At 65.1% G+C, this 22,894-nt stretch carries 21 protein-coding genes; 14 read left to right on the top strand and 7 right to left on the bottom strand.

What is annotated here, in order from left to right:
- Window positions 1-3 precede the first annotated feature (3 nt).
- From pal to QM467_RS08095, 6 genes are all read left to right on the top strand, one after another.
- Window positions 4-528 carry a peptidoglycan-associated lipoprotein Pal gene (gene pal / locus QM467_RS08120; RefSeq protein WP_283365802.1) on the top strand — a complete coding sequence of 175 codons (525 nt, stop codon included), beginning with the start codon at window positions 4-6 and terminating at the stop codon, window positions 526-528.
- A gap of 158 nt (window positions 529-686) precedes the next feature.
- Window positions 687-1,898: a tol-pal system protein YbgF gene (ybgF, locus tag QM467_RS08115; protein WP_283365801.1), complete on the top strand. Its 1,212-nt coding sequence runs from the start codon at window positions 687-689 to the stop codon at window positions 1,896-1,898.
- Window positions 1,899-1,927: 29 nt separating this feature from the next.
- On the top strand, window positions 1,928-2,941 hold the full coding sequence (gene tilS / locus QM467_RS08110; protein ID WP_446737750.1) for a tRNA lysidine(34) synthetase TilS: 1,014 nt from the start codon (window positions 1,928-1,930) through the stop codon (window positions 2,939-2,941).
- 119 nt (window positions 2,942-3,060) lie between these two features.
- Entirely contained in the window at window positions 3,061-4,989 is a 1,929-nt protein-coding gene (gene ftsH / locus QM467_RS08105) for an ATP-dependent zinc metalloprotease FtsH (protein WP_283365800.1), read from the top strand.
- Window positions 4,990-5,177: 188 nt separating this feature from the next.
- Window positions 5,178-6,518 (top strand): phosphoglucosamine mutase, encoded by a 1,341-nt coding sequence (gene glmM, locus QM467_RS08100; protein ID WP_283365799.1) that lies wholly within the window; start codon window positions 5,178-5,180, stop codon window positions 6,516-6,518.
- A gap of 36 nt (window positions 6,519-6,554) precedes the next feature.
- Window positions 6,555-7,763, top strand: a complete 1,209-nt coding sequence (locus tag QM467_RS08095) for an acyltransferase family protein (RefSeq protein ID WP_283365798.1) — start codon at window positions 6,555-6,557, stop codon at window positions 7,761-7,763.
- Between the two features lie 7 nt (window positions 7,764-7,770).
- Here QM467_RS08095 and QM467_RS08090 read toward each other — a convergent pair whose 3' ends face one another.
- Window positions 7,771-8,781 (bottom strand): RluA family pseudouridine synthase, encoded by a 1,011-nt coding sequence (locus QM467_RS08090; protein ID WP_283365797.1) that lies wholly within the window; start codon window positions 8,779-8,781, stop codon window positions 7,771-7,773.
- A 43-nt stretch (window positions 8,782-8,824) separates the two neighbouring features.
- On the opposite strand from QM467_RS08090, the gene QM467_RS08085 reads away from it, so the two are divergent.
- Window positions 8,825-10,033 carry a TIGR03862 family flavoprotein gene (locus QM467_RS08085; RefSeq protein ID WP_283365796.1) on the top strand — a complete coding sequence of 403 codons (1,209 nt, stop codon included), beginning with the start codon at window positions 8,825-8,827 and terminating at the stop codon, window positions 10,031-10,033.
- 4 nt (window positions 10,034-10,037) lie between these two features.
- Here QM467_RS08085 and QM467_RS08080 read toward each other — a convergent pair whose 3' ends face one another.
- A complete protein-coding gene (locus QM467_RS08080; protein WP_283365795.1) occupies window positions 10,038-10,523 on the bottom strand; it encodes an acyl-CoA thioesterase in 486 nt (161 codons plus the stop codon).
- A gap of 192 nt (window positions 10,524-10,715) precedes the next feature.
- Between QM467_RS08080 and QM467_RS08075 the strand changes: the two genes are divergently transcribed.
- From QM467_RS08075 to QM467_RS08060, 4 genes are all read left to right on the top strand, one after another.
- Entirely contained in the window at window positions 10,716-11,879 is a 1,164-nt protein-coding gene (locus QM467_RS08075) for a phosphoserine transaminase (protein WP_283365794.1), read from the top strand.
- 129 nt (window positions 11,880-12,008) lie between these two features.
- The gene (serA, locus tag QM467_RS08070; RefSeq protein WP_283365793.1) at window positions 12,009-13,595 is read left to right on the top strand and encodes a phosphoglycerate dehydrogenase; all 1,587 of its coding nucleotides are present in this window, start codon (window positions 12,009-12,011) and stop codon (window positions 13,593-13,595) included.
- A 152-nt stretch (window positions 13,596-13,747) separates the two neighbouring features.
- Window positions 13,748-14,701 carry an acetyl-CoA carboxylase carboxyltransferase subunit alpha gene (locus tag QM467_RS08065; RefSeq protein WP_283365792.1) on the top strand — a complete coding sequence of 318 codons (954 nt, stop codon included), beginning with the start codon at window positions 13,748-13,750 and terminating at the stop codon, window positions 14,699-14,701.
- A gap of 177 nt (window positions 14,702-14,878) precedes the next feature.
- Complete coding sequence (locus QM467_RS08060) at window positions 14,879-16,054, top strand: L,D-transpeptidase family protein (protein WP_283365791.1); 1,176 nt, start codon at window positions 14,879-14,881, stop codon at window positions 16,052-16,054.
- A gap of 112 nt (window positions 16,055-16,166) precedes the next feature.
- On the opposite strand, the gene QM467_RS08055 is transcribed toward QM467_RS08060, so the two are convergent.
- The 3 genes from QM467_RS08055 to groES all read right to left on the bottom strand — a co-directional run bounded on the left by QM467_RS08055 (window position 16,167) and on the right by groES (window position 18,741).
- Window positions 16,167-16,568, bottom strand: a complete 402-nt coding sequence (locus tag QM467_RS08055) for an integration host factor subunit alpha (protein ID WP_283365790.1) — start codon at window positions 16,566-16,568, stop codon at window positions 16,167-16,169.
- Window positions 16,569-16,777: 209 nt separating this feature from the next.
- Window positions 16,778-18,415, bottom strand: coding sequence for a chaperonin GroEL (gene groL / locus QM467_RS08050; protein ID WP_283365789.1), 1,638 nt, complete (start codon window positions 18,413-18,415; stop codon window positions 16,778-16,780).
- Between the two features lie 38 nt (window positions 18,416-18,453).
- Window positions 18,454-18,741 (bottom strand): co-chaperone GroES, encoded by a 288-nt coding sequence (gene groES / locus QM467_RS08045; RefSeq protein WP_283365788.1) that lies wholly within the window; start codon window positions 18,739-18,741, stop codon window positions 18,454-18,456.
- 258 nt (window positions 18,742-18,999) lie between these two features.
- Between groES and QM467_RS08040 the strand changes: the two genes are divergently transcribed.
- Entirely contained in the window at window positions 19,000-20,466 is a 1,467-nt protein-coding gene (locus QM467_RS08040) for a lipopolysaccharide biosynthesis protein (RefSeq protein ID WP_283365787.1), read from the top strand.
- Between the two features lie 92 nt (window positions 20,467-20,558).
- On the top strand, window positions 20,559-21,263 hold the full coding sequence (locus tag QM467_RS08035) for a L,D-transpeptidase (RefSeq protein ID WP_283365786.1): 705 nt from the start codon (window positions 20,559-20,561) through the stop codon (window positions 21,261-21,263).
- A gap of 86 nt (window positions 21,264-21,349) precedes the next feature.
- Here QM467_RS08035 and rpmB read toward each other — a convergent pair whose 3' ends face one another.
- Window positions 21,350-21,649, bottom strand: coding sequence for a 50S ribosomal protein L28 (gene rpmB, locus QM467_RS08030; protein ID WP_283365785.1), 300 nt, complete (start codon window positions 21,647-21,649; stop codon window positions 21,350-21,352).
- A 569-nt stretch (window positions 21,650-22,218) separates the two neighbouring features.
- Here rpmB and QM467_RS08025 point away from each other — a divergent pair.
- The gene (locus QM467_RS08025) at window positions 22,219-22,452 is read left to right on the top strand and encodes a hypothetical protein (RefSeq protein ID WP_283365784.1); all 234 of its coding nucleotides are present in this window, start codon (window positions 22,219-22,221) and stop codon (window positions 22,450-22,452) included.
- A gap of 21 nt (window positions 22,453-22,473) precedes the next feature.
- On the opposite strand, the gene QM467_RS08020 is transcribed toward QM467_RS08025, so the two are convergent.
- The gene (locus QM467_RS08020; protein WP_283365882.1) at window positions 22,474-22,869 is read right to left on the bottom strand and encodes a DUF1810 domain-containing protein; all 396 of its coding nucleotides are present in this window, start codon (window positions 22,867-22,869) and stop codon (window positions 22,474-22,476) included.
- Window positions 22,870-22,894: the final 25 nt, after the last annotated feature.

The following is a 22,894-nucleotide window of genomic DNA, read 5'->3' as shown; positions in this document are numbered from 1 at the left end:
CGGATGAAAAGTTTCGCCTCGATGGAAGGCCTCAAATATGCCGCCGTTCTCGCCGCGGCCCTGACGCTCGGGGCCTGCGCCAAGAACCCGACCGACATGGCCGCCGTCGATGGCCGCGGCGGAGCGGGCGTCGGCGTCGGCGCCGCCGGTTCGGCGACGCCGGGCTCGCAGCAGGATTTCGTCGTCAATGTCGGCGACCGCGTGTTTTTCGACAGTGATTCCAGCGAATTGAGCGCCACCGCCCAGGCGACGCTCGACAAGCAGGCGACCTGGCTGAACCGCTACGGGACCTATGCCTTCACCGTCGAAGGCCACGCCGACGAGCGCGGCACCCGCGAATATAATTTCGCTCTCGGCGCCCGCCGCGCCGAAGCCGCCAAGAACTACCTCGTCGCGCGCGGCGTCGCCTCCTCGCGCATCAAGACGATCTCCTATGGCAAGGAGCGGCCGGTCGCGGTCTGCGACGACATTTCCTGCTGGTCGCAGAACCGCCGCGCCGTCACCATTCTCAAGGGCGGCCAGAGCTGAGCCGGAGCGACGCGGAAATCTGGAAACTCCGGCGTCCCGCAACGCCGGAGTTTTTTTGCGTCCGTTGCGCGAAAACAACCCGGACGCCACGTTTTCACCTTATCATTACGGCAGGAATGTCAGACTTCGTTTGATTCCCGCCGAGGCTTGGAGAAACCATGGCAATTCTGTCGCCGGGCGTGCTTTCTGTTACCGGATCGTGCTTTAGCGGATTGCGCAAAACCCTTTTCACCGCCGTCGCCGCCACGGCTCTCGTCGCAGGGCCGGGCGCGGCCCGGGCTCAGTTTTTTGATCGTCCCGCCGCCCGCGAGCAACCCGCAGAGAGCGCGCCAGGCGCCGACACGTCGTCGATCCTGCGCATCGACCGTCTGGAAAGCCAGGTCCGGTCGCTGAACGGGCAGGTCGAGCAATTGCAGTTCCAGGTCAAGAGGATGGAAGACCAGCTGCGCAAGTTCCAACTGGATGTCGACGCGCGCTTCCAGGATGGCGCGGGAGGCGGCGCGGCCATCCCCGGCGCCGCAAAGCCGACGACGCCGGCGGCGAGGCCCGCCGCCGCCACGACGCCGCAGCGCCGCTCCGACCTTCCCGACGGCCTCAACGCCGCCGCGCCCGCGCCGTCCGTCGCCGACATTTCCCCGGTGATTGATGCGCAGGAAGCGCCCGCCGCAGTCGCGGCGGCGCCCGTCGCCGAGCCGGTCACGGTTAGCCCGGACGGCCGCAAGCACGACGCCTTCGATCCCTCCGCGCGCCCCGACGCGCCCGGCGCCCCGCTGGCCCTCGGCTCGCCCGAATCCGCCAGCAAGCCGCAGGTCCGCGCCAGCGAGTCCCGCGCCGCCGCCGCGGCGACCGGCCCGCTGGACCTGACCCCGCCAGGCCTTCGCTCCTCAGCGGCGTCCGAGTCGGGCGCCGCGCCCGCCTCGGTCGCAACTCTTGCGCCCAGCGCGCCCGCCCCCAATGGCGCGGCGCTGGCGCCGGGCGCGTCGGCCGATCCGGTCAAGCTGGAATATGAGTCCGCCGCCGAACAGCTCAAATCGCAGCATTACGACGCCGCACAGCGCGCCTTTTCGGCCTTCGTGCAGAAAAATCCGCACAATCGCCTGATCGCGCCGGCGATCTATCACCTCGGCGAGAGCTTTTATTACCAGAATCGCCATCGCGAAGCGGCCGAGCAATTCCTGAAGATCGCAACCGATTTCTCGAAAAGCCCGGTTGCGCCGGACGCCATGGTCAAGCTCGGCGTCTCGCTGAACGCGCTTGGCGCCAAGGAGCAGGCCTGCGCCTTCTTCTCGGAAGTGCCGCGCAAATATCCCAACGCCGCGACCGCCCAGAAACTCGCGGCCGAACGCGAAGCGAAAAAGGCCTCCTGCTGAGCCTCGGCGACGAACTCGACCCCTCCCGGCTGTTCGCCGGTTTCGAAGCCCTGTCCGGCCTGGTTCTGGCGGTCTCCGGCGGGCCGGATTCTCTGGCCCTGATGCATCTCGCCGCGCGCTGGCGCGACGCGGGCGGCTCCTTTCCCCTCCATGTCGCCACCGTCGATCACGGTCTGCGCCCCGATGCCGGCGCGGAGGCCGCGCAGGTCGGGCGATGGGCCAGCGCATTGGGCCTGCCCCATGAAACTCTGGTCTGGCGCGGCGACAAGCCGGCGAGCGGCCTGCAGGAGCGCGCCCGCGAGGCCCGTTACGCCCTGCTTTTCGCTCACGCCCGCGCAATCGGCGCCAAGGCCGTCGTCACGGCGCATCACGCCGACGATCAATGGGAGACCATTCTCATCCGTCTGGCGCGCGGCAGCGGCCTCGCCGGACTCGCGGGCATGGCGCGCGAGCAGGTTTTTCCCCAGGGCCGCCTGCTCCGTCCGTTGCTGGACGCTCCGAAACAGGCGCTGATCGACTTGTGCCGCGCCCGGGGTCAGGATTTTTTCACCGACCCCGCCAACGCCAATCCCGCTTTCGACCGCGCCCGCTGGCGCGCCGCCGCGCCCGCCCTCCATGCGCTTGGCCTGACGCCGGAACGGCTGGGAAAGCTTGCCGAACGGTCGCGCAAGGCGGACCAGGCGCTCGACCACGCGGCGGAAGAATTGTTCCGGCGCACAAAAATGCCGGAAAGTGATGTTTATGATCTCCAGCAGGCCGAGGACGCGCCGCTGGCGGCGCTCGAGCGTTTTCTTGCGCTCGCCATCGAACAGGCGGCCGGCGGGCCGCCGTCGCGGCTGGAGCGGCTGGAGCTTTTCGCGCTGAAACTGCAAGCCGCGTTAAGGAAAGGCTCGGCTTTTCGCGCCACATTGGGCGGATGCGCCGCGAAAGTCGATGAGAGGAAAATTCTGACGTTGCTCCGCGAGGCGCCGCGTCGGCGCGGAACGGCGGCGGCTGAAACACCGTCGCGGCCCGGCGCGTTCGTTGAACTTCCGACTGAATAAGGGCTTGCTTCGCTTCGGGAGGCCTTGCGCTACTTGGCAAGACCAGCCTCTCGGCCTACATATCGAAAAACAGCGACCGGCGCGCGACGCTCGTCCGGAGAGGCTTCGCAGGACAGGATATGAATCCAAATTTCCGCAATTTCGCTTTATGGGTGATCATCGTTCTCCTGGTGGTTGCGCTCGTCGTGCTGTTTCAGAAGCCGAGTGAGCATGCGCCGACCCAGGAAATCAATTTCAGCCAGCTTCTGAGCGAGGCCGATCAGGGCCGCATCCGCGACGTGACGATTTCGGGCGCCGAAATCGCCGGCCATTACACGGACGGCAAGGCTTTCTCGACCTATGCCCCGAGCGACCCCGGCCTCGTGAGCACGCTCTACAAGAAGAACGTGCAGATCACGGCCAAGCCGCCGTCCGACGGCAATAACTGGCTCGTCACCCTGCTGGTCAACGGCCTGCCGCTCATCGCCTTCATCGGCATGTGGATCTTCCTCTCGCGCCAGATGCAGGGCGCGGGCGGCAAGGCCATGGGCTTCGGCAAGAGCAAGGCCAAGCTGCTGACCGAGGCCCACGGCCGCGTCACCTTCGAGGATGTCGCGGGCGTCGACGAAGCCAAGGAAGATCTGCAGGAAATCGTTGAATTTTTGCGCGATCCGCAGAAGTTCCAGCGTCTTGGCGGCCGCATTCCGCGCGGCGTGCTGCTGGTCGGCCCGCCCGGCACCGGCAAGACCCTGCTCGCCCGCGCCATCGCCGGCGAGGCAAATGTGCCCTTCTTCACGATTTCCGGCTCGGATTTCGTAGAAATGTTCGTCGGCGTCGGCGCCAGCCGCGTCCGCGACATGTTCGAGCAGGCCAAGAAGAACGCGCCCTGCATCATCTTCATCGACGAAATCGACGCGGTCGGGCGCCATCGCGGCGCGGGCCTCGGCGGCGGCAATGACGAGCGCGAGCAGACCCTGAACCAGCTGCTGGTCGAGATGGACGGCTTCGAGGCCAATGAGGGCATCATCCTCATCGCCGCGACCAACCGCCCCGACGTGCTCGACCCGGCCCTGCTGCGCCCCGGCCGCTTCGACCGCCAGATCGTGGTGCCGAACCCCGACGTGATCGGCCGCGAAAAGATCCTCAAGGTCCATGCGCGCAAGGTGCCCTTGTCGCCGGACGTCGACCTCAAGGTCATCGCGCGCGGCACGCCGGGCTTTTCCGGCGCCGACCTGATGAATCTCGTCAACGAGGCCGCCCTGCTCGCCGCCCGGCGCGGCAAGCGCGTCGTGACCAAGGACGAGTTCGAGGACGCCAAGGACAAGATCATGATGGGCGCCGAGCGCCGCACCATGGTCATGACCGAACAGGAAAAGCTGCTCACGGCCTATCATGAGGGCGGCCACGCCATTGTTGCGCTGAGCGTTCCGGCGACCGATCCTGTCCACAAGGCCACGATCATCCCGCGCGGCCGTGCGCTGGGCATGGTCATGCAATTGCCCGAGCGCGACAAATTGTCGATGAGCTACGAGCAGATGACCTCGCGTCTCGCCGTGCTGATGGGCGGCCGCGTCTCCGAGGAAATCATCTTCGGCAAGGACAAGGTGACGTCGGGCGCGCAGAGCGACATCGAGCAGGCGACCAAGCTCGCCCGCGCAATGGTGACCCGCTGGGGCTTCTCGGACGAACTCGGCTCGGTCATGTATGGCGAGAACCAGGAAGAGGTCTTCCTCGGCTATTCCATGGGCCGCCAGCAGAATATTTCCGAGGCGACCTCGCAGAAGATCGACAGCGAAGTGCGCCGTCTCGTCGAGGCCGGACAGGCCGAGGCGCGGCGCATCATCACCGAGCGCCGCGAGGATCTCGAAAAGCTCGCCAAGGGCCTGCTGGAATACGAGACCCTCACCGGCGACGAAATCCTCGGCTTGATGCAGGGCGTCGAGCCGATCCGCGAAAACCCGGACGACACGCCGGCCAGCCCGCGCCGCTCGCCCGTGCCCGCCGCCGGGAAGTCGACCTGGACCGGCCAGGACGGCGATCCCGGCCTCGCCCCGGCGCCGCAAGCGTAAACTCAAGCCAAAGGTTAAGGCCCGCGCATTGAAATCTCCCGATTTCGACGCGCGGGCTACCACTTTTGCAGCCCGCTCCCATCCCTGTTAAAGCTAGTCATGTTTTGTGAACGCGCTTAGGCTGAATTCCATTATATACAGCGCGGTATCATGGGATTCCCCCCGCCTTTGACGGAGACTGTTCTGCGATGAGCCGCAAATATTTTGGCACAGACGGCATTCGTGGCCTTGCGAACAAGGTCATCACCCCGGACCTGGCGCTGAGAGTGGGCCAGGCGGCCGGGCTCGTCTTCCAGAACGGGGACTATCGCCACCGCATCGTGATCGGCAAGGACACGCGGCTCTCGGGCTATATGATCGAGAACGCGCTGGTCGCCGGCTTCACCTCGGTCGGCATGGACGTGCTCGTGCTCGGCCCGATGCCGACGCCGGCCGTCGCCATGCTCACCCGCTCCATGCGCGCCGATCTCGGCGTGATGATCTCCGCCTCGCATAATCTCTACGAGGACAACGGCATCAAATTGTTCGGCCCGCAGGGCTACAAGCTGTCGGACGACGTCGAGCGCCAGATCGAGGCGCTGATGGATTCCGACCTCGGCGCGAAACTGGCCAGGCCGTTTGATCTTGGCCGCGCCCGCCGCGTCGACGATGTTCGCGCGCGCTATGTCGAATTCGCCAAGCATACGCTGCCGCGCAACATGTCCTTCGAGGGCATGCGCATCGTCATCGATTGCGCCAATGGCGCCGCCTACAAGGTCGCCCCCGAGGCGCTGTGGGAGCTTGGCGCGGAGGTCTTTTCGCTCGGCGTCGAGCCGGACGGACGCAACATCAATCGCGACGTCGGCTCCACTGCGCCTGAGGCCCTGATGCGGAAGGTGCGCGAATTGCGCGCCGACATCGGCATTGCGCTCGATGGCGACGCCGACCGCGTCCTGATCGTGGACGAGCATGGCCGGCTGGTCGACGGCGACCAACTCATGGCTGTCGTGGCGCAAAGCTGGCACGAGGATGGCCGGCTGTCGCAGCCCGGCATTGTCGCCACCATCATGTCCAATCTCGGACTGGAGCGCTATCTGCAGTCAATCGGACTGTCCCTCGCCCGCACTCCGGTCGGCGACCGCTATGTGCTCGAACATATGCGCGAGCACGGCTACAATATCGGCGGCGAGCAATCCGGCCATTTGATCCTGTCGGATTACTGCACCACCGGCGACGGACTGGTCGCCGCCATGCAGGTGCTGGCGGTGGTCAAGCGGCAGGGCCGGCCGGTCAGCGAAGTCTGCCACACCTTCGACCCGCTGCCGCAAATTCTGAAGAACGTGCGCTTCAAGGGCGGCAGGCCGCTCGAAAAGCAGGAAGTGTCCAAGGCGATCGCGGCGGCCAAGCAGAAGCTCGGCGCCGAAGGCCGCCTGGTGATCCGCCCCTCCGGCACCGAGCCCGTCATCCGGGTCATGGCCGAGGGCGACGACCGCGCCCTGATCGAGCAGGTGGTCGACGACGTCTGCGAGGCGGTCGCGGCGGCGGCCTGAGCGGTCTCCATTTGACTGAGTGATCTGAACAGCGCCATGACGCCAATGTCCTATCCCGTCTTCGGCATTTGCGTTGGCGCCGTTCTGGCCTTCGTCGCTGCGATCGTCATCGCCGAAATGATCGCCAAGGCCGGTTTTCCGCTTCCCTCCGGCGGAAAGCGGATCGGGCGGATCGACGGCCTGCGGGGCTTCATGGCCCTGTCCGTGATGATTTCGCATTTCGTGATCTGGCTCGAGATTACCCGCCTAGGGGGGAGCTGGGCCCCGCCGTCGGCCTATCTCTTCGCGCAGTTGGGCGCCGGAGCCGTCACCCTGTTCTTCATGACGACCGGCCTGCTGTTCTACCCTCGAATTCTCGCTGGCTTTCAAGCAAATTCATGGCCGGCCGTCTTCATTGCGCGCGCATTCCGCCTGATCCCCCTCAGCAGTTTGACTTTTGTCTGCGTGACCGCCGTCGTCATGGTCAAAACGGGCCGTCATCTGGATGCGGACTTCCCCGGCGCGGCGTTGCAATGGATTACCGCCGCAGGCATGCCGCCCCTGCTCGGCTATGCTGACCCGGGCCGGGTGAACGCCTACGTGCTGTGGTCGCTGAAATATGAATGGCAATTCTATCTGGTTGCGCTGCCAGTCTGCGCGCTGCTGGTCGATTTGCTCGCCCGGCGCCTGCCCAGTTGGATGCTGCCTGCTGCAATCATTCTGGTCTCTTCGATCGGCAAGAAATTCGTTCCCGGGGTCAACCTGTGGAAATTTATGCCGCTCTTCGCCACCGGCATGCTGGCCTATGAAGCGCAGAACCGCCCGGTGATCGCCCGCTGGCTGCAATCGCGCGCCGCGACCTGGTGTGCGCTCCTCGCCCTGGTTGTGGCGACCACTCAATTCAAGTCGCCTTACGATCTCGCCTGGCCGCTGTTCGCCATTTTCTTTTTCGCGGTCGCCTGCGGCAATGATTTGGGGGGGCTTCTACGGACCAAGGCCGCGTTGGTGCTCGGCGAATGTTCTTATGGCCTCTATCTGATGCACGGCATCGCGCTTTTCCTGCTTTTCACCCGTGGCGGCGCGCTGACGGACCTGTTCGCCACGCCGTTCCTGCCCCTGCTGATGCCGCTCGTCGCCATCGTCCTCGTCGCTCTGACGTCGGCGACCTATTTGCTGGTCGAACGGCCCGGCATGAACGCCGGGAAAATTCTGGCCGACCGCTGGCGGTCTTTCGCCGGGCGGAAGCTCTCGTTCGCTGCGAAATGAACGCGCGTCAGGCCTGCCGCAGGGCCGCCAGCAGGTCCTGGAAATCCTCCGGCGGCTCGCTCTCGAACAGCAGCTCCTCGCCCGTGACCGGATGCTCGAAGCCGAGCGCGCGGGCGTGCAGCGCCTGACGGCCGAGCGCCGCCAGGGCTTTTTGCGCGGCTTCGCTCAATTGCCTGGCCTTGGTCTTGAAGCCGCCGCCGTAAGTGCTGTCGCCCAGCAGCGGATGGCCGGTATGGGCGAAATGGACGCGGATCTGATGCGTGCGGCCCGTCTCCAGCTGGCAGGCGATGAGGCTCGCAATCGGCTTGTTGTCGCGATCGGCGCCGAATTTTTCGAGCAGCCGCCAATGCGTGACGGCCTCGCGCCCGCGCGCCTCCGGAACCACCGCCATTTTCTCGCGTTGGATGGCATGGCGGCCGAGCGGCGCGTCAATGGTCCCGCTCTGGCGGTCCGGCTCGCCCCAGACGAGGGCGAGATATTCGCGGGTTAGCGACAGGCTGCGGCCATGATCGGCGAAAAGTTTTGAAAGGCCCTGATGAGCGGCGTCGGTCTTGGCGACGACGAGGAGGCCGGAGGTGTCCTTGTCGAGCCGATGCACGATTCCCGGCCTTTTCACCCCGCCAATGCCCGAGAGCGACTCGCCACAATGGGCGATCAGGGCGTTGACAAGGGTTCCCGTCTCATGGCCCGCGCCGGGATGGACGACCAGCCCCGCGGGCTTGTCGAGCACCACCAGAAATTCGTCCTCGAACACGATGTTCAGCGGGATGGCTTCGCCCTGCGGCGCGGCGGGCGCCGGTTCGGGCACCTCGATCTCGACGATCTGGCCCGCGCGCAGTTTCGTCTTGGTCTGCAAGGCCGGCGCTTCGTCGAGCCAAACGAGGCCGCTTTCGATCAGGCCCTGAATGCGTGTGCGCGAAAGGCTTTCAGCCGCGAGTTCGGGCCGGGCGGCGAGATAATGGTCGAGCCTCTGCCCGATGCCGGCCTCGTCCACCACAATCTGGATTTTTGTCGTCATGATGCGCAATAGCATGGCGCGGCGAAGTTTTGTAAAGCAGGACATGAAGAAAACAGCCGCAATCATCGGCGCGGGCCCTGCCGGGCTCAGCGCCGCCGAAGTTCTGGCCGAAGCCGGGATCGACGTCACCCTTTACGAGCGCATGGCCAGCCCTGCCCGCAAATTCCTGATGGCGGGACGCGGCGGCCTCAATCTCACCCATTCCGAGGATTTTTCGCGCGTGTTGACGCGCTATGGCGCGGCGGCGGAGCGCTTGAAACCTTTTCTCGACGCTTTCGGCCCGCAGGACGTGCGCGACTGGTGCGCCGGACTGGGTCAGGAAACCTTTGTCGGCTCCAGCGGCAGGGTTTTTCCGGGCGCGATGAAGGCCTCGCCCTTGTTGCGCGCCTGGCTGCGGCGTCTCGACGCTCTCGGCGTCAAGATCCGGCTGCGCCATGATTTTCGCGGCTTCCAGGAACGCGCGGCTCTGTTCGAGACGCCGGAGGGGCCGCGGCGCGTCGAGACGGACGTCATCGTGCTGGCGCTTGGCGGCGCCTCCTGGCCGCGCCTCGGCGCCGACGGAAGCTGGGTCGCGCCGCTCGCCGAGGCGGGCTTGCCGTCGAGCCCGCTGCATCCGGCCAATTCCGGGCTGCTGATCGGCTGGTCGAAATATTTCGCGGAAAAGTTCGAAGGCCAGCCGCTGAAAAACATTGCTTTGCGCTGCGGCTCAAGGGTTGTACGCGGCGAAGCCATGGTCACCCGGCGCGGGCTTGAGGGCGGGGCTGTCTATGCGCTCTCCGGCGATCTGCGCGATCAATTGGCCCGCGACGGCGAAACGGGGATCAGCATCGATCTGCGCCCCGACGTCCCCACGGAGACGTTGGCGCACAAGCTGGCGTGGCCGCGCGGAAAGCAAAGCCAATCCAATTTTATCCGCAAGGCGGCGGGCCTGAGTCCGCTCGCCATCACGCTCATGCGCGAATGCGGGCCGCTGCCCGAGACGCCCGAAGGCCTCGCGGAGCGGATCAAGGCCCTGCCCCTGCGCGTGACAGGCGTCGCCGGGCTGGAGCGCGCCATTTCCACCGCCGGCGGAGTGATCTGGGACGCGCTGGACGACAAGCTGATGGCGAAAAGTTTTCCCGGACTGTTCGTCGCTGGCGAAATGCTGGACTGGGAGGCGCCGACCGGCGGCTATCTGCTCACCGCCTGTTTCGCCACCGGACGCGCGGCGGGCCGAGCGGCGGCGGCTTTCGCGACTAAAGGCGAGAGCTGAAGTTTCAGCTCTCGCCCGGCGCGGTGGTCTTTTCCAATTGTTCGGCCACCTGCCGGCGCAGCGAGCGGCGCAATTCGGCCGCGCGGTTGCGGCGCGTCTCGATGGGCGTCTCGACAGTCAGCGGCGGCACCCGGGCCGGACGGCCGTCGTCATCCACCGCGACCATGGTGAAATAGCAGGAATTGGTGTGGCGGCGCGTGCCCTTGCGGATGTCCTCCGCCTCGACGCGAATGCCGACCTCCATTGAGGTGCGCCCGGCATGGTTGACGCTGGCGCGGAAAGTCACCAGCTCGCCGACATGGATCGGCTCCTTGAACGTCACCTGATCGACCGACAGCGTGACGGCATAGCGCCCCGAAAAGCGCGAAGCGCAGGAAAAGGCGACGCGGTCGAGCAGGTTGAGCAAGGCGCCGCCATGCACCTTGCCAGAAAAATTGGCCATGTCCGGCGTCATCAGCACTGTCATTTCCAATTGGCGCGGATCGCTCATCGTCTTCCTCGTATCGCCTCGGGCTTTGCCTCGACCTTAGTCGGGAACGACGATTCAGGCATCCGGAAAGAGGCTGGAGCGCGGCGGGAATATCCGGCGGCCTTTCGTCGCGCTTGACCGCGCCAAAACTCAGGCGTATCGCCGGTTCGGGACATCTCGCCCCAATGCGGGACGCCCATCTGGGAGGATGGAATGACAAATAAGCCTGCCGAACTGCCGAAAAGCCCGAATTTTTCGTCCGGACCCTGCGCCAAGCGCCCCGGCTGGTCGCTCGACGCCTTGAAGGACGCGCCGCTCGGCCGCTCGCATCGCGCCAAGATTGGCAAGGCCAAGCTGAAACTCGCGATCGACCTCACCCGCGAGGTTTTGCAGGTTCCCGCCGATTATCGCATCGGCATCGTGCCCGCCTCCGACACCGGCGCCGTGGAAATGGCGATGTGGTCGCTGCTCGGCCCGCGCCCGGTTGACGCGCTGGCCTGGGAAAGTTTTGGCGAGGGCTGGGTCACAGATATCGTCAAGCAGCTGAAATTGAAGGATGCGCGCGTCCTCAAGGCGGCCTATGGCGAAATCCCCGACCTTGGCGCGGTGAATTTCGACCATGACGTGATCTTTACCTGGAACGGCACCACCTCGGGCGTTCGCGTGCCCAATGGCGGCTGGATCCCCGCCGACCGCGCCGGCCTGACCATCGCCGACGCCACCTCCGCCGCCTTCGCCCAGAAGCTCGACTGGCCCAAGCTCGATGTGGTGACCTTCTCCTGGCAGAAGGCGCTTGGCGGCGAGGGCGCACATGGCGTGCTGATCCTTTCTCCGCGCGCGGTGGAGAGGCTCGAAAGCTATTCGCCCGCCTGGCCGCTGCCGAAAATCTTCCGCATGACCAAGGGCGGCAAGCTGATCGAGGGCCTTTTCGAGGGCGAAACCATCAACACCCCGTCCATGCTCTGCGTCGAAGATTATATCGACGCGCTGAACTGGGGAAAAAGCATCGGAGGGCTCGACGCGCTGATCGCCCGCGCCAATGCGAACGCCAAGGTTTTGGCCGATTGGGCCGCAAAGAGCCGCTGGGCGGGTTTCCTCGCCAAGGCCGAGCCGATCCGCTCCAACACCTCCGTCTGCCTGAAGGTGATCGATCCCGCCGTGACGGCCTTGCCCGCCGAGGCCCAGGCGGCCTTCGCCAAGAAGCTCGCCGCGCTCGTCGAGAAGGAAAAGGCGGGCTATGACATCGGCGCCTATCGCGACGCCCCGCCCGGACTGCGCGTCTGGTGCGGCGCGACCGTCGAGGCTTCGGACGTCGCGCTGCTGACGCAATGGCTCGACTGGGCTTACGCGATCGCCAAGGCCGAACTCGCCGCCTGACGCCCGTCATCGAAAGAATCGAGCCGCCCGGACAGCGAAAATCGCGCCGGGCGGAAGGTTCATCGTCTTTTCAAAACATTTCGGGGCGACGGGCGAAAAAACGCCTGCGTCCTTCCTGGGGAGGAAAACATGGCGCCTCGTGTGCTCATTTCGGATGCTTTGTCGCCCGCCGCCATCGCCATTTTCAAGGAGCGCGGCGTCGAGGTCGATTTCCAGCCGGCGCTCGGCAAGGACAAGGACAAGCTCGCCGCAGTCATCGGCGATTATGACGGCCTCGCCATCCGCTCGGCCACCAAGGCCACCGCCAAGATCCTCGAAAACGCCAAAAAGCTGCGGGTGATCGGCCGCGCCGGCATCGGCGTGGACAATGTCGATATTCCCGCCGCCACGGCGCGCGGCGTCATCGTGATGAATACGCCCTTCGGCAATTCCATCACCACCGCCGAGCACGCCATCGCCATGATGTTCGCGCTGGCGCGCGAGATCCCTGCCGCCGACGCCTCGACCCAGGCCGGCAAATGGGAGAAGAACCGCTTCATGGGCGTCGAGATCACCGGCAAGACGCTCGGAATCATCGGATGCGGCAATATTGGCGCGATTGTCGCCGACCGCGCCATGGGCCTGAAAATGCGCGTAATCGCCTTCGATCCTTTCCTGTCGCCGGAACGGGCCGTCAATCTTGGCGTGGAAAAGGTCGATCTGGACGAATTGCTCGCCCGCGCCGATTTCATCACGCTCCACACGCCGATGACCGCCCAGACCAAGAACATCCTCTCGGCGGAAAATCTCGCCAGGACGAAAAAGGGCGTGCGGATCATCAATTGCGCGCGCGGCGGGCTGGTCGACGAGGCGGCGCTGCGCGCGGCGCTGGACTCCGGCCATGTCGCGGGGGCGGCCTTCGATGTCTTCGTGGAAGAGCCCGCCGTTTCAAATCCGCTGTTCGGCCATCCCAATGTCGTCTGCACGCCGCATCTCGGCGCCGCGACCAATGAGGCGCAGGAGAATGTCGCCTTGCAGGTAGCCGAACAGATGTCGGACTATCTGATGCGCGGCGCCATTTCGAACGCCGTCAACTTCCCCTCCATCACCGCCGAAGAAGCGCCGAGGCTCAAACCCTTCATCGCGCTGGCCGAAAAACTCGGCTCATTCGCGGGGCAATTGACCGAGGCGGGCGTGCGCAAGCTCACCATCACCTATGAAGGCCATGTCGGCGAACTCAAGACCAAGGCGCTGACCGCCGCAGCTCTCGCCGGCTTTCTGCGCCCGATGCTGGCGGATGTGAACGTGGTCTCCGCGCCGGTGGTGGCCAAGGAGCGTGGCATCGTCATCGACGAGGTCACGCGGGCGGCGGAAGGCGATTACGACTCGCTGATTTCGCTCAGCGTCGTGACGGAAAGCGGCGCCTTCGCGCTGTCCGGCGCCGTGTTCAACGACGGCAAGCCGCGCATTGTCGAAATCGGCGGCACACGGGCGGAGGCCGAATTCGCGCCGTCGATGATCTATGTCTCCAACGAGGACAAGCCCGGCTTCATCGGGCGTTTCGCCACGCTGCTCGGCGAGGCGGGGGTGAATATCGCCACTTTCGCGCTGGGCCGCGACGCGGAGGGCGGCTCGGCGGTCGCGCTGGTCGGCATTGACGGCGAGGTTCCCGCGCCGGTCTTCGCTCTGACCCGCGCCCTGCCCGGGGTGAAGCGGGTCAAGTCGCTGAAATTCTGAACCTATCCGGCCTATCGTTTCGGACAACTTGACTTCGCAACCGCAAATGTCCAGTTTCCGCCAGCCCCGCCGACCATTCCGGACGGCGGGAGACGCCGGCGCGCGCCCCCAAGGCCGTTACCCCCAAGACCGTAGCCCACAAGAGCCGGACCATGGCCTCCTATCTCGATTTCGAAAAACCCGTCGCCGAACTTGAAGCCAGGGTCGAAGACCTGCGGGCCTTGTCGGAGCGCGAGGATTCGCCCCCGATCGGGGAGGAACTGGCCAAGTTGCAGGCCAAGGCCGCCAAGGCCCTGGCCGATCTCTACGCCAGCCTGACGCCTTGGCAGAAGACCCAGGTCGCGCGGCATCCGCAGCGCCCGCATTGCCTCGACTTCATCCGCGAATTGATCGAGGATTTCACGCCGCTCGCCGGCGATCGCAAATTCGCCGAGGATGAGGCGATGATTGGCGGGCTCGGACGCTTCCGCGGGCAGTCCGTCGCCATTCTCGGCCAGGAGAAGGGCTCCGACACCGAGTCCCGGCTCAAGCATAATTTCGGCATGGTCAAGCCGGAAGGCTATCGCAAGGCCGTGCGCATCATGGAGCTGGCCGGGCGCTTCGGCCTGCCCGTTCTGTCCTTCGTGGACACCGCCGGCGCCTTTCCGGGCGTCGAGGCCGAGGAGCGCGGCCAGGCGGAAGCCATCGCCCGCGCCACCGAGGCCGCCCTGATCCTGCCGACGCCCAATGTCGCCCTGGTGATCGGCGAGGGCGGCTCAGGCGGCGCGCTGGGCATCGCCGCCTGCAACAGCGTGCTGATGATGGAGCACGCCATCTACACGGTCGCCTCGCCGGAGGCCTCGGCCTCGATCCTGTGGCGCGATTCGCAACGCGCGCAGGACGCCGCGACCAACATGAAGATCACCGCCCAAGATTTGCTTAAATTCGGCATTATCGATGGCATTGTCGCCGAACCTGTCGGCGGCGCCCATCGCGATCCTGCCGCCGCCATTCAGGCCGCGGGTGACGCCATGAACAAGGCCTTGAAGCGGTTCAACGGTCTGCCTCCGCAGAACGTGCGCTCGCTTCGCGAGGAAAAGTTTCTGGCGATGGGCCGCAAAGGCTGACGTTTCGCGCTTGATTCGCTTGCGCTTAAAGATTTCTTCACCATGGCGGCGGTTTCCCGCCGCTTGTTAATGGAAGATGAAAGCTTCATGGATTTAATTCCAGCGAAACGGCGCGAAGTCCTTCATGCTTTTTCAAACATGGTTTGGACGCGCCCCGCAGATCGATGGAACATGACCATGAGCGGCCTTTCTTTGTCCGTAGCGGCCCGCGCCCAGCGCAAGGCGCTCGTCGCGGGCGCGGCGATCGGACTCGCGGCGACGCTTTCCGGCTGCAACGAGGCGCATGACAACTCGCGCGCCATGCAGGCTGTGTCCCCGAAAATTCTCGCCGAAATGAACGAAAAGGGCGTGGCGCCGACCGCGCCGATCCTGATCCGCGCCTTCAAGAAGGAATCGGAGCTGGAAGTCTGGAAGATGCGTCCGGACGGAACCTATATCCTGCTCAAGACCTTCCCGATCTGCCGCTGGTCAGGCCAGCTCGGCCCGAAGATCAAGGAAGGCGACCGCCAGTCGCCCGAGGGATTTTATTCGATCACCCCGGCGATGATGAATCCCAATTCGTCCTATTACCTCTCGTTCAACGTCGGCTATCCCAACGCTTATGACCGCGCCCATGGAGCGACCGGCGGTTCGGTGATGGTGCATGGCATCTGTTCCTCGGCCGGCTGCTTCGCCATGACCGACGCCCAGATCGCCGATATTTACGCGCTCTCGCGCGATTCTTTCGCCGGCGGCCAGCGCTCGATCCAGCTGCAGGCCTATCCCTTCCATATGAACGCCCAGAATCTCGCCAAATACCGGCTGGATCCCAACATGGCGTTCTGGAAGGAGCTGAAGAAGGGCAACGACCATTTCGAGGCGAGCAAGCGCGACGTCTCGGTCAATGTCTGCAACAAGCATTATGTCTTCGGCGCTCAGGTGGACCCGAGCCAGCCGATGGACGCCAGCGCGCCCTGCCCGCCGCTGAAATATGATTCCGAGGTTGAGACCAAGGTCGCGGCGATCGAACGAACCGACTCCGCCGCCGTGGCCGAGATCGTCGCGAAGGGCGAGCGCCCCGTCCGCCTGGTCTACAGGGACGGCGCCCAGCATCCGGCATTCGCCAATCGCATCGCCGAGGTGAGCCGGCCGGACGCCCTGGTGCCGCCGCTCGAAATCGCCCTCGACGAGCCGAAGACCCGCGTGACCGCGCCGACCCGCGCCGCCTCGGCGCCGGCGAACGCCTTGCTGCTCGCCGAGGCCCAGGCCAGCCCCAAGTCGAAGTCGGCGCCGGATCTGCGGACGTCCGCGCAGCAGCAATCGTCCCTGCATGCGCCGATCGCCAAGATTTCCACCTTGTTGGGAACGAACTGAGACTTTTCCGGGCGCTCTCGGCGCTTGGCTCCGACTTTTTGGCCCGAGACTTTCAACGCCGGATGGCCCTTGCCGTCCGGCGTTTTTATTTGCGGCCCGCCGTGACTGGCGATCAGTCGTCTTCGGCGACGGGCGCGGCCCAGCCGTTCACGCGGGCCGTCAGCGTCGGCGAAGCCTTGAAGGTGAGGACGCGGCGCGCGTCGATGGTCGCCTCGACGCCATTGCGCGGATTGCGGCCGATGCGCTCGCGCTTGGCGCGGACGTTGAATGCGCCAAAAGAGCGCAGCTTCACGGCTTCGTCGCGCAGCAGCGAACCGACGATCTCCTCCAGGGTCATTTCGAACAGATCGCGCGCCTGAGCCCGCGAAAGCGTTGGGCAGGCGTTATAGACTGCGTCGAGCAGATCGGCCCTTGTGACGGTCTTGCGTCCGAGGCCGGACTCGCTCTCTTCCGCCTGCGCGCGCGGAATCGAAACAGGCGTACCCAAGATTTTCTTGTTGCGCGTTGCGTCCATAAGCCCCTCCGGCCCAGGCGGCGACTATCGCCAGTTCAGCGTGAATTACAAATGAACAATCCGTAGGAGGGTTATGGCGCCCTTGGTTCGCGCGAAAGTGGCTATGGTCATGTCTTGCCTCAGCCGGGGGCTTTCCAGTCGAAAAGAAGCCAAAAAAAGAAGGCCGCCCTGAGGCGGCCTTCCCGTGACTGGATTGCGGAGAGGCGGGATCAGAAATCCATGCCGCCCATGCCGCCGCCCGGGGGCAGCGCCGGGCCGGCGTCCTTCTTCGGGGCTTCGACGATCGTCGCCTCGGTGGTGACGATCAGGCCCGCGATGGAGGCGGCGTCCTGGATGGCGGTGCGCACGACCTTGGTGGGGTCGATGATGCCCGACTTGACCATGTCGACATACTGGCCCGACTGGGCGTCGAAGCCGAAGGCGTAGTCGGAGGACTCGAGCAGCTTGCCGACCACGACCGCGCCATCGGCGCCGGCGTTGTCGACGATCTGGCGAGACGGAGCCTGGATCGCCTTGCGGACGATGTCCACGCCGGTCTTCTGGTCGCCATTGGTGGTGGCCACCGCATCCAGAGCCTTGATCGAGCGCAGCAGGGCGACGCCGCCGCCGGGCGAAACGCCTTCTTCCACCGCAGCGCGGGTGGCGTTCAGGGCGTCTTCGACGCGATCCTTCTTTTCCTTCACTTCGACTTCGGTCGCGCCGCCGACGCGGATGATCGCGACGCCGCCCGCGAGCTTGGCCAGGCGCTCCTGGAGCTTCTCGCGGTCATAGTCCGAGGTGGTTTCCTCGATCTGCGCCTTGATCTGGGCAATGCGGCCCTCGATGTCGGACTTCTCGCCCGAACCGTCGACGATCGTGGTGTGCTCCTTGTCGAGGCGCACCTTCTTGGCGCGGCCCAGCATGGCGAGCGTCACGTTCTCGAGCTTGATGCCGACGTCTTCCGACACGACCGTGCCGGCGGTGAGGATGGCGATATCCTCCAGCATGGCCTTGCGGCGATCGCCGAAGCCCGGCGCCTTGACGGCGGCGATCTTGAGGCCGCCGCGCAGCTTGTTGACGACCAGGGTGGCGAGAGCCTCGCCTTCGACGTCTTCCGCGACGATCAGCAGCGGCTTGCCGGTCTGGACCACGGCCTCGAGGACCGGGAGCAGCGGCTGGAGGGTCGAGAGCTTCTTCTCATGGATGAGGATATAGGGATCCTCGAGCTCGGCGATCATCTTCTCAGCATTGGTGACGAAATAGGGCGAGAGATAGCCGCGATCGAACTGCATGCCTTCGACGATGTCGGTCTCGGTCTCGAGGCTCTTGGCCTCTTCCACCGTGATGACGCCTTCATTGCCGACCTTCTGCATCGCCTTGGCGATTTCCGAGCCGATGAAGTTGTCGCCATTAGCCGAAATCGTGCCGACCTGGGCGATCTCGTCGTTGGAGGTGACCTTCTTGGAGTTCTTCTTGAGATCGGCGACGATGGCCTCGACGGCCAGATCGATGCCGCGCTTCAGATCCATCGGGTTGAGGCCGGCGGCGACCGCCTTGGCGCCTTCGCGCACGATCGAGGCGGCGAGAACCGTCGCGGTGGTGGTGCCGTCGCCGGCGATGTCGTTCTGCTTGGAGGCGACTTCGCGGACGAGCTGGGCGCCGAGGTTCTCGAACTTGTCAGCGAGTTCGATTTCCTTGGCGACGGTGACGCCGTCCTTGGTGATGCGCGGCGCGCCGAAAGACTTTTCGATCACGACGTTGCGGCCCTTGGGGCCGAGAGTGACCTTCACCGCATTGGCGAGGATTTCGACGCCGCGCAGCAGACGGTCGCGCGCGTCGGTGGAGAAACGAACTTCTTTAGCAGCCATGAATCAAGCTCCTACGGGGATGATGAGGGGAAGAAGGATCAGCCGACGATGCCGAGAATGTCGGATTCCTTCATGATCAGGAGGTCCTGACCGTCGATCTTGACTTCGGTGCCCGACCACTTGCCAAACAGCACGCGGTCGCCCGCCTTGACGTCGAGCGGGACGAGCTTGCCGGCTTCATCGCGCGCGCCGGGGCCGACGGCGACGATTTCGCCTTCCTGGGGCTTTTCCTTGGCGGTATCGGGAATGATGATGCCGCCCTTGGTCTTTTCTTCGCTATCGAGACGCTTGACGACGACGCGGTCATGCAGGGGACGGAAGGCCATGGGTATGTCCTGTAGTTGGAGCCGGCGCGGCCCGAACGGCCGTGGGCTGGGAAAAGTGGGCCTGTTAGCACTCACGCCTGACGAGTGCCAACAGGCTGATCGGTAAATAGGGAAGGCCCCCTCGACTGTCAAGGCGCGGACGGCCTGCGGCAGAGCGTTGGTTAAGGGCCGCCACAAGACTTTCTTATCGACAAGCGCCTAGATTGGACGCATGTCATCCGGCGCCCACAACATCGATCCGCGGACAGGACCTTCGGCATGAGCGTCGTTCTGACGTTTCTCGTCAATACGATCTTCAATCTGATCGTCGGCCTGATCGTCGCCAGATTTCTCGGCCCGGCGGAATATGGCAAATTCGCCCTCGCCATCGCCGTCATGGCCTTCGGCCAGATCCTGGCGTTCGAATGGATCCGCCTGTGCGCGGTCCGCTTCTATTCCGAGCGGGCGCGGACCGAGACCCCGAAAATCAGGTCCACGCTCGACGCCGCCTTTCTGGCCGCCGCGCTGCTGTTCGTTCCCTTCGCGCTGGCGCTCGCCTTCCTGGGGCCGGAGTTTTCTTTGCCGCGCAAGCTGGTCGCCCTGGCCTTCGCGGCCTCGATCGCCAATGGCCTGTTCGACTTTCACACCGCCCTGGTGCGCGCCCGCTTCGACGACCGGCTCTATGTGCGGCTGATCGTGAGCAAGAACATATTCGCTCTTGTCATGACCGCCGGCGGCGCCTGGGCCACCGGATCGGCCACCGTGGCGCTCGTCGCCGGCATGGCCAGCCTGATCGGCTCCATGCTGCTCTGGCGCCCGGGCCTGAAGGACCGCGATGCGGCGCTGGCGCAGGCCGAGCCGCAGCTCGCCCGGCATTTCGCCGGCTACGCCGCGCCGATCGTCGCCGCCGTGGTGCTTTATCAGCTGATCCCGCTGGCCAATCGCGACCTCGTCGCGCGCTGGTTCGGATTCGCCGAAACCGGCCGTTTCGCGCTCGCCTATGATCTCGGCCTGCGCGCGGTGCAGGCGGTGGGCTCGGCGCTCGACGTCCTGCTGTTCCAGATCGCGGTTCGCGCGCATGATTCCCATGGCGAGGAAACAGCCAAAGCGCAGGTGGCGCAGAATATCGCCATCGTCTTCGCCATTCTCGCGCCGGCGAGCGTCGGGCTCTGGATCGTCTTGCCTTCGGTCGAGGCCCTGATCGTGCCGCAGGCCTTTCGCGGCCCCTTCGCCCATTTCCTCAGCCTGATGCTGCCGGGCCTGTTCTGTTACGGCATGACCCAATTCGCGATTCACCCGATTTTCCAGATCAAGCAGAAAACCCTGCCGCTGGTGACGGCGGCGCTCGCCGCCTGCATCGCCGATCCCTTATTCATTCTTGCCCTGCCGCGCGGCGACGACGCCTCCAGCCTCGCCATTTCGCAAAGCCTCGCGCTCGCGGTCGGAATGGTCGTGCTGATCGGCTTCGCCCAGGCAAACGCGCCGCAATGGCCGCGGGTCCGCGACCTCGCCCTGACAATTCTTGGCTGCGCCGGCATGGCGGGGATTGGCGTCCCCTTACGCGCGCTGCCCCCCGGCTTCGTGGTCATGCTGGCCCAGATCGCGCTCTGCGGCAGCCTTTACGCCGTGATCGTCGCCATTTTCGACGTCGCCGGTCTGCGCAGCGCATTCGTCAAGAAAATCACTCCGACACTGGAGCGCCTCAGGCGAAAAGGCGGAATATTAAACCTTTTTTTACCATTATGACTTGAATAACCAAAATATCATACAACTCTTTCCGCTACAATTTTAGTAATTATACTTACCTCCCAGATCGAGCATGGGAGAGTCCGGCCGTGATGTCACGTTATTATCTGAGCGCCGCGTGCGGCCTCACCCTTTGTCTTGCGCCCCTCGCCCCGGCCCAAGCCCAAAATCTGGGCGGCGGCTTCATCGAGTTTCTCGCCACCGGCGGCCAGATGGCGCCGCGCGGCCCCCAACAGCAACAGGCGGCCTATACGCGACCCAACGCCTACGCGCCCGCCGGCGTGCTGGTGAACCAGCCCCCCGCCAACGCCATGCAGGCCTCGCTCGCGCCGGCGCAGCCCAGCCGGGAAATCCCGCAGGAGCTGCTGCGCCGCGAAGTCGATTACCCGATGGGGCGCAGGGTCGGCTCGATCGTCATCGACACGCCCGGGCACTACCTCTATCTCGTCACCGCGCCGGGCCGCGCCATGCGCTATGGCATCGGCGTGGGCCGCCCCGGCTTCACCTGGTCCGGCCACAAGTCCATCAGCCGCAAGGCCGAATGGCCGGGCTGGACGCCGCCGCCCGAAATGCTGAAGCGCCGCCCGGATCTGCCGCGCCATATGGAGGGCGGGCCGGGAAACCCGCTCGGCGCCCGCGCGCTTTACCTTGGCTCGTCCGTCTATCGCATCCACGGCACCAATGAGCCCTGGACCATTGGCCAGAACGTGTCCTCCGGCTGCATCCGAATGATGAACGACGACGTCATCGACCTTTACGAGCGCGTTCCGGTCGGCGCGCCGGTGGACGTTCTCTGATAGAGAATGCCGAACAAAAAGAAAACGGCGGGCCAAAAGCCCGCCGTTTTCTTGATCCGTCAGTGAGACGCTCAGGCGTCAATCGTTCAGGCCTGGGCCTGAACCTCGGCGGCCTTCTTGGCGATCTCGCGCTTCAGGCGGAGAGCGTCGACCGACAGTTCGGCGTCGCGGGCCTTGAGCAGGAAAGCGTCGAGACCGCCGCGATGCTCGACCGAGCGCAGGGCGGCGGCGGCGATGCGCAGGCGCACCGAACGCTTCAGCGAATCCGAGATCAACGAGACATTGACCAGATTCGGCAGGAACCGCGTGCGGGTCTTGTGATTGGAATGGCTGACCAGATTGCCGGTCTGAACGGCCTTGCCGGTCAATTCGCAACGGCGGGACATGTGAACTTCCTTTCGATTCCTGAACGCGCCGGCCTTGAGCTGCGCCGGCTTGCGCCGGAAAACCTGGGACTGCGCCGGCATGCGCCGGAAAAAACAAGGCCTTTCGGCCGAAATTCGTGAAACCGCCGTTTCGCTTGCCGCCCCGGTCGGGATTTTGGCCCACCTGATAACAGCCGAACGCCGCAGGAACTCGCATTCCGCGTCAAACGGTTCATGGAGGCGCGTCTATAAGCGAGCCTCCGGAAAAGGTCAAGGGCGCCCGAACGAAACGACGGCGAAAGAGCTGTGTCGCGGCTATTCGCGACCGACCCTGACGCCAAGACTCACAGGTCGGAATCTGTGGGTCGTGGACAGGCGCGACGGCGCCCAATAGCCTGTCGCAAGACGGGCGTCTTCCGACGCCCTATTGGCCTAAGCGAGGGATTCGCCGACAGCGATGAGTCGCCGTCGGCGAGGAAAGGTATGACGCGCCGCTCTGGACGACCGGGGCGCCGCTCGTTAACTTGACCCCGAAGCGAGACCGCCGCGTAGCTTCCAGCAGTCGCCATCCCATCGACCAGGAATGACAGATGAAACGCAAAGGCCTGAAACGCGTCGCCGCCTTCATTCTTTTCTCCGCCGCGCTTACGGGCGCCTCCAGCGCGCTTCTCTCTCAGGGCACATCCGCACAGCGCCGCGACTGCCATGACGACGCCATGCGCCTGTGCGGGCGGCATGTTCCAAACGTCGCGGAGATCACCGCCTGCATGACGCGGCACCGGCCACAGCTGAGCCCTGCCTGCCGCACCCATTTCCGCCGCTGATCCGGGATCCGGCCGTCCGGGCTAGCCGCCGCAATATTTTTCGAGCGCGCGGACGAAAACCGCCTCGCCGGGCGCCGCCCGCTCAAACAAGGTCATGCTGGAACAGAATTTGAGCCGGTCGGGGTCGCCGAAGATTTCCAGCAGCGTGCGACCCTCGACGCGATTGACCAGCTCCGCGCATTCCCGCAGGCGCGGACCAAGCACGGGATGGGCAAGAAAAGCGCGCGCCTCGTCCAGCGAGCCGATGGCGTAGAGCTGCGCCATTACCGACGCGCCGAGGCCGGCGCCCTGCGGAAAGACGTACCACATCCAGTGGCTGCGCTTGCGCCCCGCGCGCAATTCCTCGCGCACGGTCTCGTAAACGCCGTCCTGAGCGGCGACGAAGCGCTGGAGGTCGAAGGGATCGTCCTGGGCCATGGTCAAATGCAAAACCCCGGCGAAG

Origin of the sequence: Rhodoblastus sp. 17X3, assembly GCF_030056575.1 — a bacterium.
In the GTDB taxonomy this organism is placed as follows: Bacteria; Pseudomonadota; Alphaproteobacteria; order Rhizobiales; family Beijerinckiaceae; genus Rhodoblastus.
The sequence above is the reverse complement of the archived record's forward strand: the minus strand, read 5'-3'. Positions and strand labels throughout refer to the sequence as shown.

Bases quoted from the DNA above. Each gene is read 5' to 3' on its own strand.
- pal (WP_283365802.1), top strand. From the start codon at position 4: ATGAAAAGTTTCGCCTCGATGGAAGGCCTCAAATATGCCGCCGTTCTC.
- ybgF (WP_283365801.1), top strand. From the start codon at position 687: ATGGCAATTCTGTCGCCGGGCGTGCTTTCTGTTACCGGATCGTGCTTT.
- ftsH (WP_283365800.1), top strand. From the start codon at position 3,061: ATGAATCCAAATTTCCGCAATTTCGCTTTATGGGTGATCATCGTTCTC.
- glmM (WP_283365799.1), top strand. From the start codon at position 5,178: ATGAGCCGCAAATATTTTGGCACAGACGGCATTCGTGGCCTTGCGAAC.
- QM467_RS08095 (WP_283365798.1), top strand. From the start codon at position 6,555: ATGACGCCAATGTCCTATCCCGTCTTCGGCATTTGCGTTGGCGCCGTT.
- QM467_RS08090 (WP_283365797.1), bottom strand. From the start codon at position 8,781: ATGACGACAAAAATCCAGATTGTGGTGGACGAGGCCGGCATCGGGCAG.
- QM467_RS08085 (WP_283365796.1), top strand. From the start codon at position 8,825: ATGAAGAAAACAGCCGCAATCATCGGCGCGGGCCCTGCCGGGCTCAGC.
- QM467_RS08080 (WP_283365795.1), bottom strand. From the start codon at position 10,523: ATGAGCGATCCGCGCCAATTGGAAATGACAGTGCTGATGACGCCGGAC.
- QM467_RS08075 (WP_283365794.1), top strand. From the start codon at position 10,716: ATGACAAATAAGCCTGCCGAACTGCCGAAAAGCCCGAATTTTTCGTCC.
- serA (WP_283365793.1), top strand. From the start codon at position 12,009: ATGGCGCCTCGTGTGCTCATTTCGGATGCTTTGTCGCCCGCCGCCATC.
- QM467_RS08065 (WP_283365792.1), top strand. From the start codon at position 13,748: ATGGCCTCCTATCTCGATTTCGAAAAACCCGTCGCCGAACTTGAAGCC.
- QM467_RS08060 (WP_283365791.1), top strand. From the start codon at position 14,879: ATGAGCGGCCTTTCTTTGTCCGTAGCGGCCCGCGCCCAGCGCAAGGCG.
- QM467_RS08055 (WP_283365790.1), bottom strand. From the start codon at position 16,568: ATGGACGCAACGCGCAACAAGAAAATCTTGGGTACGCCTGTTTCGATT.
- groL (WP_283365789.1), bottom strand. From the start codon at position 18,415: ATGGCTGCTAAAGAAGTTCGTTTCTCCACCGACGCGCGCGACCGTCTG.
- groES (WP_283365788.1), bottom strand. From the start codon at position 18,741: ATGGCCTTCCGTCCCCTGCATGACCGCGTCGTCGTCAAGCGTCTCGAT.
- QM467_RS08040 (WP_283365787.1), top strand. From the start codon at position 19,000: ATGAGCGTCGTTCTGACGTTTCTCGTCAATACGATCTTCAATCTGATC.
- QM467_RS08035 (WP_283365786.1), top strand. From the start codon at position 20,559: ATGTCACGTTATTATCTGAGCGCCGCGTGCGGCCTCACCCTTTGTCTT.
- rpmB (WP_283365785.1), bottom strand. From the start codon at position 21,649: ATGTCCCGCCGTTGCGAATTGACCGGCAAGGCCGTTCAGACCGGCAAT.
- QM467_RS08025 (WP_283365784.1), top strand. From the start codon at position 22,219: ATGAAACGCAAAGGCCTGAAACGCGTCGCCGCCTTCATTCTTTTCTCC.
- QM467_RS08020 (WP_283365882.1), bottom strand. From the start codon at position 22,869: ATGGCCCAGGACGATCCCTTCGACCTCCAGCGCTTCGTCGCCGCTCAG.